Consider the following 12,391-nt stretch of genomic DNA (forward strand, 5'->3'; position numbering starts at 1 on the left):
TAGTCTTACACGTTGTCAACGCCGAACGCGAGTCAAAGTCTTTTGAGGTAAGGGTTTTAGGCTTATTCAGCAAGCCCTATGTAGAGTTCGCAATGCAAGAGCTTGAAGGCTCAACCCGTAGACCTATTGTAGTGACCGTTGCCGTTATCTTTTACCCTTGGCGAGGGGTATAACTCAAAACTCCCCTGTCCACTGCCAACAATAAACTTTTGAGCAATCTCCTGCAACCGCAACAGCCGCCACCATATCTGAACTCGGAATTAATTCCATTAAAGACCATCTCGATCCTTCTTCGGGGTTTTCTTCAACATTTAACAGCGCTGCCGGTTCTCCTGGTGCGAGGCTGACATCAAACTGATTCAGAGGAATAGAAAGTCCTTTACCGACTGCTTTGATATAGGCTTCTTTGCGAGTCCAGCAGGTAAAAAAAGCTCTGGGTTGAAGATGTTCTGGGAGCGAAAGCAACACAGAGTGTTCTAAGGGTGAAAAAAACTTTTCAGCAATTTCCAGGCAAGGAAAGTTGGTATTTATGGCTTCAATATCAACACCAATATCTCTACTTTTGGTAATAGCAATTAGAGCCATGTTCCCTGAGTGAGACAAATTGAAACGGAGGGTATTTCCACCTTGGGCTGCGATGAGAGAAGGTTTGCCGTAGGGATTGTAGTCAAAGCGCAAAATGTGAGAATTTATGTTGAGATAGCGACTCAGAATCGCTCTCAGCGCGCCACGACTCACAATAAATTGCGATCGACCTTTTGGAAATCGAAAACCCTCGGCTTTTGTCAGCTCGTCGTTAGAGAGAGTCTTTTGTAAGCTCTGCAAGCAATATTCTGTTTGAGCCAGAGAGACTCGCCAAACATGAATTTCGCCGAGATTCAATGTCAAGTCTTGGGGTGGAGAATTCCACGAATCAAAAGCAGCAATCATGTATTTATCTTCTTTTCTGAGTCACCTCATCCAGCATTCCCAGAAACAGGCAAGATGCCTGTTCTACAACACATGAATTTCAATCGCAAGGGTCAATTAATCCAGGTTTGTACAACTTTTCCTGCTAATTGCTGTCCCAACCAAGGCGTATTTGCCGATCGCGACTTCAGACTTTGCCCGTCAACAGTCCAACTCATTTCCGGGTCGAATAAAATCAGCTCAGCAGAGACTCCCGGTGCAACCGTGGCGGGGGTTTGCCCGATACAAACGGCAGGGCCTGCGCTCAACACTCGCCACAGTTCTAAAGCCGAAAACTCACCAGTTTCTACCAGTCCGTGCCACAGTAAAGGCAAAGCTAATTCCAAGCCGATCGCCCCAGGCGGACTATCAGCAAAAGCCACAGTTTTCTCCTCATAAGTATGCGGGTTGTGATCGATCGCGATCGCATCAATTACCCCATCTTTCACAGCTTGAATCAGCGCTAATTGGTCGCTGAGATTGCCCAACGGCGGTTCTAGGTGTAAATTCGGATCGTAGGGCAACGAAGCAGTCAGAGCATTTTTCCCGCCGCCGGAATTTTTCGAGTTTCCTGAAATTGCCCCGACATTCAACAGCAAGTGCATCCAAGTAACACTCGCAGTCACCGGCAAACCCCGCGCCTTCGCATCTCGAATCAATTCCACGCTGCGCGCTGTAGAAACGCGCATAATGTGCACTCCTGTGCCCGCAGATGCCACCAACTCCAGGATGGCCGCCAAAGCCGAAGTTTCCGCACTCGCCGGAATTCCTGGTAAACCCAAGCGCACCGACACCGCACCCTCTCTCACCGCGCCATTTCCTGCCAAAGTTCGATCGCACGGCCACAAAGCGACCGACTTGCCCAAAGGCTGAATATACTCCAGCAAACGCCTCACCAGAGCCGGATTAGACAGCGGCAAACCGTCCGCAAAACCCACCACAGAAGGGGAGGCAAGCTCGCCCAACTCAGCCATCTGCTGCCCTTTAACGCCCGCTGTCAGCGCGCCCCAAAAATACAAGCGGGGCCCCCCGGGCGACAAATTGCGGATATGTTGCTGCAACAATGCTAAACCGGCCAAATTGTCAATAGGCGGCGAGGTATCCGGCAAAATCGCCACCCGCGTAAAACCGCCAGCCGCCGCAGCGTGCATCAAGGATTCCAGGGTTTCTCGATCCTCAAAACCCGGTTCTCCGCTGTGGCTGTAGATATCAGTTAACCCTGGCCCCAAAATTAGTCCCTGGCAATCTCGCACTTCCGTGTCAGCGGGAAACTCGGTAATTTTTTTGTCAACGGCTTCGATCTTACCTTCGGTAATTAGAATATCAGCGATGCGATCGCTCCCTGAAACTGGATCTAGCACTCGTACATTTTGTAGCAGTTCGCGGCTCATATAGCAGAAGGAAGAAGGAAGTTCGGCAACGGATTATGTAACGGATGTCAGGAAGAAGGAAGAAGCAATCCACCGCATTAGTTTCAGGAATTAAGAACTTCCTAAGCGTCGGGCGCGGTTGTTATCAAAATTCAAACATTTTTCAGGCGGGCGAAGCGTAGCGGTGGGCATTCCTTCCGCTACGGGTTCGCCCCCAGCACTTTACTAATTACAGTGCTCCTGCGGCTGTTTTGTCAAAAACGCCGCCGCTCAAATGAGTTGTCACATTCATCGCTTGTAATACTGGCAAACCATCGGGGCCGTGGGGATAATCAATCACGCTAACGGCTCCGTTTCCTTGTTTGAATTTCCAGAAATGTTCTGGTTCTAAACCGAATAGGTGGCAGAGAATAGCTTTGTTAATGGCATCGTGAGCAACGACAATTCCAGTACCAGAAACAGAATGTACAATTTCTCGCCAAGATGCGATCGCTCTCTGCCAAACTTGCTGCAAATTCTCTCCTTCGGGCATTTGGACTTTTTCAGGAGATGTTTTCCATTCTTCTAGCAAACCCGGATAGGATTGTTCGATTTCTGATTCAAACTTTCCTTCCCAAAGTCCGTGGCTGATTTCTCTCAACTCATCCCGGAGTTCCAGTTGTAAACCGCCGTGATATTGGAGAATAATTTCCGCAGTTTCTTTCGGGCGCAGCATGGAACTGCTGATCGCAAAATCTAATTTTACATCCTTGAGAAATTCTGCTGCTCGCCGGGATTGTTCGCGGCCGTTATCGTTGAGAGGTACGTCAATTTGCCCTTGAAATTTACCGGCTTTATTCCAGTCGGTTTCGCCGTGACGCACCAGCAACAATCGCGGGCCTTGGTGTCCGTCCCTCGGTTTGGGAAAAATTTCCCCGGTATGGGAAGTTAAATTCACCGACTCTAATTGAACTGCAACTTTCTTTTTTTGCTCTCCAAGTTCGTTGTTAGTAACAGGGGAACTTCCAAAATTAATGACGCTAATTCCGCAATTTGACTGTTGAATTGATTGATAGTAATCCGGGGTAATTTCCGAGGCGGTGGCGATGAGAGCGCGGTTGATTCCGTTGTGACCTATTACTAGAATTGTGCCGTCTTGGTGGCGCGATAAAAGTTCTTGCCAAAAATGACGGGCGTTAGCAAAAATTGCCAATACGGGAAAGTGTTCGATTTCTCCGTCAGCAGATGGCAGTTTCATGGAAAATTTGTCTGGCTGTCTTTGCCACTGCTGATATGCTTCGGGGAATTTGTCGATCGCATCTTGGCGCAGCATTCCTTCCCACAGAGGCAAATCGATTTCCATCAAATTATCAGTTGGGTGGAGTTGTGGCGGATTTGTCAAGCGCGACAGGATGATTTCCGCTGTTTCTTTGGCTCGTTGCAGGGGACTGGTATAGGCGGCATCAAAGGCGATACTGCTGAGTGTGTCGCCTACTTGCAGGGCGGTGTTGCGGCCTGCTTCTGTCAAAATTGATTTATCGAGGCGGCCTTGGATGCGGCGTTCTTGATTGTAGGTGCTTTTGCCGTGACGGACTAAGATAATGCGAGTCATTCGATTTTAGATTTTAGATTTTAGATTTTAGATTTAGCCTGCTACCCCGCTGCGGTTGCGCCGTGCGGATATTACCTCATACATCGCGGGTGCTTATGCCGCACTACTCCTGTAGGGTGCGCCATAAGCACCGTTGGGCTAAGGTGTGAACCTTACGTATACATGGCGGAGCGAGGATTTGTGGCGTAAGTCTTGTTGAGGAGAGTCAAAAAGATGAGCCAGTGAAATTTTACCAGTTGTCGGGATACTCTCGTCTTCAACGACCTATGATTAAAGACGGAAAAGATTTAGCCACGGATTCGCGCGGGACGGAAAAGCAGGAATGACACTGAAGCGGGTGATTTTAGGTATTTTAACGGCGATCGCGATCGCCCTGGTCGGTTTATCTTTACTTGCTAGTTGGAATCAGCCGCAAATTCAAAGTCGGCTGGAACTCTACCAGACAAATTTGCTGCTGCACGCCTCGGAGTGGCAGGGAGAAAATAATCAGAGTGCTAATTTAAGTTCGGCGCGCAACAATATTGTCGGTGCAGATCCTTTAAATACGGCTTTGACGCAATATCAAGAAGCGCGAGACTCGACTCGCAAAACTCTTGAAACAACTCAATCACAATTTAAAGAAATTCAGTCTGCCATCGCCTCCAAGTCTGATGATAATACTCTGAATTTGGCTCAAAACAAGGCTTTGTCAGAGTCTATCGATCAACAGTCAGTGCTGCTAAACGAACTTGACTTGCGATTGGGAATTTTGCAGGCAAGCAGTGGCAAAACTGAGGCGGCTCTCCAAACTTGGAAAAATTTAGTTGAGCGCTACCAAACTAAAATTGATGACGATGCTTCGGTGGTAACTGCTCAAGTTTTAACGGGAATTTGGAGCAATCCGGCTCAACTGCTGCCAGATGCCGAGCCGCGCATTCAAAAGTCTTTGGATGGCTGGTTTCGCTATCGCGCTCTCGCTCAACTTTACAAGCTGCAAGAACGTTCTAAAGAGCTGGCGGCGCTGCAAGCAGCAGAACAAGTAACGGCCCAGCAAGCTGTAGAAAAGTTGGCAATTATAGTTGGCGTTCCGGCTATTTCGCTTTGTATTGGCACGGTTTTGCTGGTTGGTTTGACCGTGCAGTGGTTGTTGCAGCGGAAGCAGTTAGATACAGCAGGTTCCGGCCCGGTGTTGGCGCGAAATGCGAGCTTGACTTGGGATGTGCCTTGGGACGGTGAGATTGTTTGGCAGGTGCTTGTGGTCGGCTTTTTCTTTGTCGGGCAAATCTTGATTCCCTATTTGTTGCTGCCTGTTTCTCTGGCTGTTTTAAAACTCAATCCAGCTACTTTTGACCCGCGCGACAAGGCTTTTTATATCTTTGCTACTTATTTGTTGCTGTCGGGGGGGGGGCTTTCGGTACTGTATTTTTCGGTCAAGTCTTTTTTGCCTTTGCCGGAAGGTTGGTTTCGGATTAATTGGCGGGGAAGTTGGTTTTTGTGGGGTTTTGGCGGCTATTTTGTTGCTTTGCCTTTGGTCGTTTTAGTGTCGCTGATTAATCAGCAATTTTGGCAAGGACAAGGTGGCAGTAATCCGATTTTGCCGATCGTTCTCGAAGGTAGGGATAACGTGGCTTTGGCGGTGTTTTTCGGCACTGCTGCGATCGCCGCTCCGGTTTTTGAGGAAATCGTGTTTCGGGGCTTTCTGCTGCCTTCTTTGACTCGCTATTTGCCTGTTTGGGGGGCGATCGCCGCTTCTGCTTTCTTGTTTGCCGTGGCTCACTTGAGTGTCTCTGAGATTCTGCCTTTGGCGACTTTGGGTGCGGTTTTGGGGTTTGTGTACACGCGATCGCGCAATCTCCTTGCTCCTATGCTTCTCCACAGTCTTTGGAACAGCGGTACTCTCCTGAGTCTGTTTCTTTTGGGCGGCGGCGCGAGTTAATTCGGACGGTTGTTAATAATTGTGAATTAATCGGTTTTTTTTGACAGCGATCGTCAGGGCGATCGACTCTTGCCATAAATAGCAGTAGGCTGCTCGGTGCGCCCCTGATATCTAGTCCGGTAAAATAACTGGAATTTCATTAGGGGCGGGTTCACCCTAATCTGTAATATCAGCCACCGATCCAGATCGACCCGCCCCGGTTCCTTACTTTAGCGGAAAAACAGGGTTTAACATGGAAGTAATATCTTGTCGGCTGATGATTGAGAGACTTACCCGGGCGATCGCACCAAACGGAAGTTGACAATCCGGCTAATTTATAGCTAAGTTTTAATTTAGGATGAGGCTTAAACCCATGAGCAATTTGAACAGCCGCAACTTAGAGGGAACGCCGAGTTGGATGCGTTTCGCACCCTACGCAGCCTTGGGCCTTTTAATATTTTCTCTCAATTCAGGCAGCGAACTCAATTATTTCTTGAGAGGCTACTTGGTGATTCTACAAGCTCAAGTCGGTATAGTTCTGCTGTATTTGGCGATGTCTAAGTTTCGCAAAAACCCAAATAAATGAGTAAAAATTAGTAAGATTACTTAGGTCGATCGTTAAAGGTCGAGAGTTAAAGGTCGATCGCGGAAGTTAAAATAAAAAAACTGGGGAAAGTAAAAATGGTAAAAGATAAAACCGTAGCAGTTGTGTTAGCTTTCTTTGTTGGAGGTTTCGGAGTTCACAAATTTTATTTGGGCAACAACATAGCAGGAGTATTGTATTTGATCTTTTCGTGGACATTAATTCCGTCACTGATCGCATTTTTCGATTTTATCGGCCTGCTGCTGATATCGGAACAAGCTTTTCAGGTACAGTACAATGGCGGAACTTTGCCGTCTGGGTATGCCCTCAGAGCGGCAAAAGATGTAACAGGGGCGATCGGAGAATTAAAAAAACTTTACGATATGGGCGCAATTACGGCGGAAGAATATGAAGAAAAACGCCAAAAATTGCTGCGAGAATTGTAATTAAGAAGGAAGAAAAAAGAAGGAAGAAGAAAGCCCACTATTAAAAAAGTGGGATTGAAATAAGTGTGAGATCACAGCTATTTAAGGATAAAATTAAAGTGTCTCAAGATTTATACTGGCTGCGTCAAACTCCCAACTGGGTGTGGTATGCTTTTATTCCCTACTTCGGCGGATTGGCGATCGCCTATGCAGGTCAAAAGTCAAATATTCGCAGTTGGATGGGATGGGGTGTTGCCATTACTTTAGCAGCACTAGCGGTATCTTCTTCAACTAATTTGGGTACGATCGTTTGGGTCGCTCAAATTGTTACTGCTTTTAGTTTGAAAAAGCGCTATCTCATCAAAACCGCACCTAGAGGCTTACTGGTTCCGGCGAGTGCCACGAATGCCGAAGAACTGGCAAGCGTGCGCGGCAAAATAGATATTAATGAGTGTACCAAAGACGATATGGTCAGAATCTTGGGTTTGCCGATCGTCTACGCCAACGATATTGAATCTTTGCAAAACGAAGGCTACATTTTTACCCACGCCGAAGAGTTATCAGAAATAGCCGGAGTTCCCGAAAGTCACGTCAGACGAATCGCCCCGATGATTTGCTTCAGCTACAATTATCAAAAAGAATTGCAGTTTACTTGGAAACGGTTAAATATTCTTTCGCCGGAAGAGTTAATCGCCAGTGGTTTAGATCGGGCTGTTGCGGAAAAAATAGTTAGAGAAAGGCAGAGAAAAGGCGCTTACAAATCAGTTGTCGAAGTCAAGCGGCGGACGGGACTGCCTTTTGATTCATACCGCCATATTTGTTAATTTGCAGTTGTTAAGTAAGTCCCAAGAAAAAAAAACAATAATATGCGATCGGACCTTGTAGGGGCGGGTTTGACCAACAATAATTGCCTAAAACCAATCATCTCGTAAACCCGCCCCCGCCCAACTAAAAAATATTATGACAACAAAATTAGAAGTTGAACGACAAAAATTGTATGATACAGATTACCTGAGATGGATGGAAACCACTGTGGAAAAGTTGCGGGTTCGCGACTATTCAAACATCGACTGGGAAAATCTGATTGCAGAAATAGAAGACATGGGGCGAAGTGAACGCCGGAGTTTAGAGAGTAATCTGGTGGTAATTCTCCTGCACTTGCTCAAGTGGCAATTTCAACCGGATCAAAGAAGCGGTAGTTGGAAAGGCAGCATTGTCGAACATCGCAGACGCATTCGCAAAGCTCTGAAAGATTCCCCCAGTCTCAAACCATATCTTGAAGAGGTACTGGCTGAATGCTATGCGGATGCAGCAGAACAAGCAAGTGCTGAAACTGGATTGCTTGTAGAGACGTTTCCGAAATTATGTATCTACAGTGCTGTCGAGGTTCTAGATTCGGAATTTTTGCCAGATTTTCTGCCAGATGAGATAATTCAAGGGTAGTATGGCAAAAAACTCGATCGCCTCCTGGTAATTGACATTAAATGCACCTGCTGGCAAAAATCTCCCCCAGAAGGCGGGCTCAGCGAAATTATAAAAAAAAGTATTTATCCTCTTGACATTTACACAAAATAATGATATTTAAATATTGTGAAACTCCTACTTTTCCCTAGCATCAACTCCAAGCCAGAGTAAGTTTTCAAGAATCTACCTTAAATATCAGTGGTAAGCTATCTGAATTATTATTGAAATGCAAAACGACACAATAGTAGCAGTACCGCTAACATCAAATTATGTCTGACTCTCCTCCATCCCAAATCTCCCCAGAAGCTGCACCGGAAAGTGCTGCTACCGAAAACCGCAGTGCCAAAACTAGGCAACTGTTGGGCATGAAAGGGGCCGCTAGCGGGGAAACTTCCATCTGGAAGATTCGCTTGCAATTGATGAAACCGATTACCTGGATTCCCTTAATTTGGGGCGTGGTGTGCGGGGCTGCGTCTTCTGGAAACTATGTTTGGAACCTAGAGAATTTCTTGATCGCAGCAGCTTGTATGTTGATGTCAGGGCCGTTGTTGACCGGGTACACTCAAACTTTGAACGATTTTTACGATCGCGACATCGACGCCATTAACGAGCCCTACCGTCCAATTCCCTCCGGGATTATCTCGATTCCCCAAGTAGTAACGCAAATTTTGGTATTATTAGCCGCTGGCATTGGGGTGGCTTATGCTCTAGACTTGTGGGCGGGTCATGAATTCCCGATAATTACTGTTTTGACTCTCGGTGGCGCGTTTCTAGCTTATATCTACTCTGCGCCCCCGCTGAAACTCAAGCAGAATGGCTGGTTGGGAAATTATGCCCTGGGTGCTAGTTACATTGCCCTGCCTTGGTGGGCGGGTCAAGCTTTGTTTGGTACACTAGATCCGACCATTATGATTTTGACCCTGTTTTACAGTTTGGCAGGGCTGGGAATTGCGATCGTCAATGATTTCAAAAGTGTTGAGGGCGATCGGCAATTAGGGTTAAAATCTTTGCCAGTGATGTTTGGCATCAGCACTGCAGCTTGGATTTGCGTGTTGATGATCGACATCTTTCAAGCTGGGATTGCAGGCTACCTGATCAGCATCCACCAAAACCTTTACGCTGTCATTCTGCTGCTGCTGATAATTCCCCAAATTACTTTTCAGGATATGTACTTTTTGCGTAATCCCCTGGAAAATGATGTTAAATATCAGGCAAGTGCTCAGCCTTTCCTGGTTTTGGGTATGCTGGTAGCAGCCTTGGCACTGGGTCATGCGACTTAAGCAGAGTTTTGAGGTTTGAGTTAAAAAATTTTGAATTCAAAAAATCTAATTCACTTCTCAAAAAAATACCAAGCTCTGCAACGTTAAGAAAAGTTTTGAATTTTGAGTGGTGAATTAAAAAGTTTTTAATTCAAAAAACCTAATTCAAGGCAGCGTGTTATTCAAGAACAAATGTTGAATTAAAAATTAAGAATTTAAGAAAGCTAGCTTTTTTAAATTTTAATTTTTAATCGGACTTGATGAGGTTTGAAGGTCTGAACGTGGCAGAATTTTTCTCAAATATCAAAGATACATTGAGCAAAGTCACTAACGCAATAAGCGGTAATTCCGATCGAGAACCGCCGAAGGCTGCGAAGGGCAATAAGCTCAACTCGCCGGAATCCGAGGCGGAATTTTATACACGGACAAGGGATGAGCGATCCGAGTATGTGGTATCAGAAGATGCCGCACCTCTAGAAGAGTCAGAATATTTAGAGTCAGAATATTTAGAGTCAGAATATTTAGAGCCAGAATACGCTCGATATCCAATAGTCAATCGCAATTGGCAAGGGTTGAAGCGCTTAATTGCTTGGTTGGAAATTGAACCTCAAGTTACCAGCTTGCAAACCAAGGGAAAAGAATTGTTGCGGCCGGGATTAAGTTTGCTGGGAACTAAATCACCCCAAAAATCGGATAGTAGCGAATTGCCGGAAAATAGCGAATCGCCGAACACCAAACTGCAGAGACATACGGAACTACAGGAAAATAGCGCACCGCAGGAAATTAGCACACCGCAGGAAAATAGCGCACCGCAGGAAAAAACTAAAAAACGGATCTCCCGCCGCCCTAGATTTTGGATAAGTTTAGGTGTTGCCAGTATAGGCGGGGGCGCTTTAATCTACGGTTTATGGATTTTGTACACCTTAGACAAAGGCTTGCCGGATGTTAACGATTTGTCAGCCTTTAACCGCGACGGAACGCTGACAATTAAGGCGGCAGATAATACGATTTTGTTGCAGTCGGGGCCTGCAACTAGAGATAAACTGAAACTTAAAGAAATTCCCGAACTGTTGGTTAAAGCTTTTATTGCCATAGAAGACCGCCGTTTTTACCAACATCGCGGGGTGGATTATCAAGGTATTGTGCGATCGATAGTTTCTAATTTGATAGCGAGAGATTTAGTGCAGGGCGGCAGTACAATTACGCAACAATTGGCTCGCGTTGTTTTTCTTAATCAGGAAAGAAGTATTAGGCGGAAGGTTCGGGAAGCTCTTTTAGCTCAGAAAATAGAGCGGGAGTTGAGTAAAGACCAAGTTTTAGAAAGATATTTAAATCTGGTTTATTTGGGTTCGGATGCCTACGGAGTGGCAGATGCAGCTTTGGTTTTCTTTAGCAAAACAGTCGATAAATTAACTTTGGCAGAGATGGCAACTTTGGCGGGTTTGCCGCCGGCACCGAGCGAATATTCGCCTTTGGTGAATCCCGATATTGCTAAGAAACGCCGCAATCTTGTGCTGCAACAAATGCAGCAAGCGAATGTAATTACAGAGGCTGAGGCGATGGCGGCGATGGCGGAACCTATCGCCGTTAAACCAAGTCCGCCGAAGCGATTTAAAGTAGTCGCACCTTATTTTGCTAGTTACATTCGGAAGGAATTGCCACGCTATGTTTCTGAGGATGCTTTGGAAGCTGGCGGTTTGACTGTCGAGACGACGGTGGATTTGAAGTGGCAGAAAATAGCGGAAAAGGTGGTTAAAGATGCGATCGAAGTTGATGGCCGCCGTCAAGGTTTTGAACAGGCCGCTTTAGTTTCTATGGACACTAAGACTGGGGAAGTTAAGGCCCTGGTAGGAGGTGGAAATTTTAAGGAAAGTGAATTTAATCGCGCTACGCAGGCTTTGCGACAGCCCGGATCGACGTTTAAAGGGTTGGTTTATGCCGCGGCGATGGCGGCTGGTTTTTCTCCCTATGACGGTTACGAAGATGAACCAATTATTATCGACGGCTATCAACCGAATAATTATGGCAAAAAATTTAGCGGTTGGCGATCGATCTCGGATGCTTTGACACGTTCGGTGAATGTCGTAGCTGTGAAGGTGTTGATGGATGTGGGCTTTGAACCGGCGATCAAAGTAGCCAACGATATGGGAATTAAGTCGAAATTGAGTCCGATTTATTCCCTAGCTTTGGGTTCTTCGGAGGTGAACTTGCTGGAGTTAACCAATGCTTACGGTACTTTAGCCGCGCAAGGGAATTTTATTGAAGCCCACGGAATTAAGCGGGTGATTAATCAGCGGGGAGATGTGATTTATCAGGCTAATTTTAAACCGAAGCGGGTTTTGGATAAGGATAGTGCTGCGATTACTACTTGGATGTTGGAGGGCGTTGTGCAAGACGGTACGGGAGGGCCTGCTGCTTTAAACGATCGCGCTGTAGCAGGCAAAACCGGTACTTCGGAAAATGTCAGGGATTTGTGGTTTATTGGTTACATTCCACAGGTGGTGACTGGGGTTTGGCTAGGGAATGATGACAATTATCCCACCTGGGGAACTAGCGGTACGGCGGCTTACAATTGGCGCGATTTTATGAGTCAAGCTGTTAAGGGAATGCCCGTTGAGAAGTTTCCTAAGTTGCCGGAGTTGGAGGGCCGCAAGGGCAGTATTAAGGCCAAACCGGTGGAGCCTAAGAGGATTATTCGGGGGATGATTGTCAATGAGGATGGTGCGATCGTTCCTTACAATCCCAATCCTCAACCCCGGTATCGCGAGTGGCAAGAGCCTGCTTATCAAGAGCCTGCTTATCAAGAGCCTGCTTATCAAGAACCTGCTTATCAAGAACCTGGATATTAAACTCTCGG

General features: G+C 46.4%; 10 protein-coding genes. 7 read left to right on the top strand and 3 right to left on the bottom strand.

Annotated features, from left to right (window positions below):
• Positions 1 to 174: 174 nt before the first annotated feature.
• From QUA70_RS07465 to QUA70_RS07475, 3 genes are all read right to left on the bottom strand, one after another.
• Positions 175 to 930, bottom strand: coding sequence for a 4'-phosphopantetheinyl transferase superfamily protein (locus QUA70_RS07465; protein WP_333324646.1), 756 nt, complete (start codon positions 928 to 930; stop codon positions 175 to 177).
• 92 nt (positions 931 to 1,022) lie between these two features.
• A complete protein-coding gene (locus QUA70_RS07470) occupies positions 1,023 to 2,339 on the bottom strand; it encodes a dihydroorotase (protein ID WP_333346179.1) in 1,317 nt (438 codons plus the stop codon).
• Positions 2,340 to 2,547: 208 nt separating this feature from the next.
• Positions 2,548 to 3,909, bottom strand: coding sequence for a histidine phosphatase family protein (locus QUA70_RS07475; RefSeq protein ID WP_333346177.1), 1,362 nt, complete (start codon positions 3,907 to 3,909; stop codon positions 2,548 to 2,550).
• Between the two features lie 322 nt (positions 3,910 to 4,231).
• Between QUA70_RS07475 and QUA70_RS07480 the strand changes: the two genes are divergently transcribed.
• From QUA70_RS07480 to QUA70_RS07510, 7 genes are all read left to right on the top strand, one after another.
• Positions 4,232 to 5,824 carry a type II CAAX endopeptidase family protein gene (locus tag QUA70_RS07480; RefSeq protein ID WP_333346174.1) on the top strand — a complete coding sequence of 531 codons (1,593 nt, stop codon included), beginning with the start codon at positions 4,232 to 4,234 and terminating at the stop codon, positions 5,822 to 5,824.
• Positions 5,825 to 6,176: 352 nt separating this feature from the next.
• Positions 6,177 to 6,389, top strand: a complete 213-nt coding sequence (locus QUA70_RS07485) for a hypothetical protein (RefSeq protein ID WP_333346169.1) — start codon at positions 6,177 to 6,179, stop codon at positions 6,387 to 6,389.
• A 95-nt stretch (positions 6,390 to 6,484) separates the two neighbouring features.
• Entirely contained in the window at positions 6,485 to 6,832 is a 348-nt protein-coding gene (locus tag QUA70_RS07490; RefSeq protein ID WP_333346166.1) for an NINE protein, read from the top strand.
• A 98-nt stretch (positions 6,833 to 6,930) separates the two neighbouring features.
• Positions 6,931 to 7,635: a helix-hairpin-helix domain-containing protein gene (locus tag QUA70_RS07495; RefSeq protein ID WP_333346163.1), complete on the top strand. Its 705-nt coding sequence runs from the start codon at positions 6,931 to 6,933 to the stop codon at positions 7,633 to 7,635.
• Positions 7,636 to 7,771: 136 nt separating this feature from the next.
• A complete protein-coding gene (locus tag QUA70_RS07500) occupies positions 7,772 to 8,254 on the top strand; it encodes a DUF29 domain-containing protein (RefSeq protein WP_333346160.1) in 483 nt (160 codons plus the stop codon).
• Between the two features lie 290 nt (positions 8,255 to 8,544).
• Positions 8,545 to 9,555 (top strand): chlorophyll synthase ChlG, encoded by a 1,011-nt coding sequence (gene chlG, locus QUA70_RS07505; RefSeq protein ID WP_333346158.1) that lies wholly within the window; start codon positions 8,545 to 8,547, stop codon positions 9,553 to 9,555.
• A 239-nt stretch (positions 9,556 to 9,794) separates the two neighbouring features.
• Complete coding sequence (locus tag QUA70_RS07510) at positions 9,795 to 12,383, top strand: penicillin-binding protein 1A (protein ID WP_333346156.1); 2,589 nt, start codon at positions 9,795 to 9,797, stop codon at positions 12,381 to 12,383.
• The last annotated feature ends 8 nt before the right edge of the window (positions 12,384 to 12,391 follow it).

This window comes from Microcoleus sp. LAD1_D5 (assembly GCF_036702115.1).
GTDB lineage: Bacteria > Cyanobacteriota > Cyanobacteriia > Cyanobacteriales > Microcoleaceae > Microcoleus.

What these genes read in the sequence shown, in the direction of transcription:
- QUA70_RS07465 (WP_333324646.1), bottom strand. Translation starts at nt 930, where the DNA reads ATGATTGCTGCTTTTGATTCGTGGAATTCTCCACCCCAAGACTTGACA.
- QUA70_RS07470 (WP_333346179.1), bottom strand. Translation starts at nt 2,339, where the DNA reads ATGAGCCGCGAACTGCTACAAAATGTACGAGTGCTAGATCCAGTTTCA.
- QUA70_RS07475 (WP_333346177.1), bottom strand. Translation starts at nt 3,909, where the DNA reads ATGACTCGCATTATCTTAGTCCGTCACGGCAAAAGCACCTACAATCAA.
- QUA70_RS07480 (WP_333346174.1), top strand. Translation starts at nt 4,232, where the DNA reads ATGACACTGAAGCGGGTGATTTTAGGTATTTTAACGGCGATCGCGATC.
- QUA70_RS07485 (WP_333346169.1), top strand. Translation starts at nt 6,177, where the DNA reads ATGAGCAATTTGAACAGCCGCAACTTAGAGGGAACGCCGAGTTGGATG.
- QUA70_RS07490 (WP_333346166.1), top strand. Translation starts at nt 6,485, where the DNA reads ATGGTAAAAGATAAAACCGTAGCAGTTGTGTTAGCTTTCTTTGTTGGA.
- QUA70_RS07500 (WP_333346160.1), top strand. Translation starts at nt 7,772, where the DNA reads ATGACAACAAAATTAGAAGTTGAACGACAAAAATTGTATGATACAGAT.
- chlG (WP_333346158.1), top strand. Translation starts at nt 8,545, where the DNA reads ATGTCTGACTCTCCTCCATCCCAAATCTCCCCAGAAGCTGCACCGGAA.
- QUA70_RS07510 (WP_333346156.1), top strand. Translation starts at nt 9,795, where the DNA reads ATGAGGTTTGAAGGTCTGAACGTGGCAGAATTTTTCTCAAATATCAAA.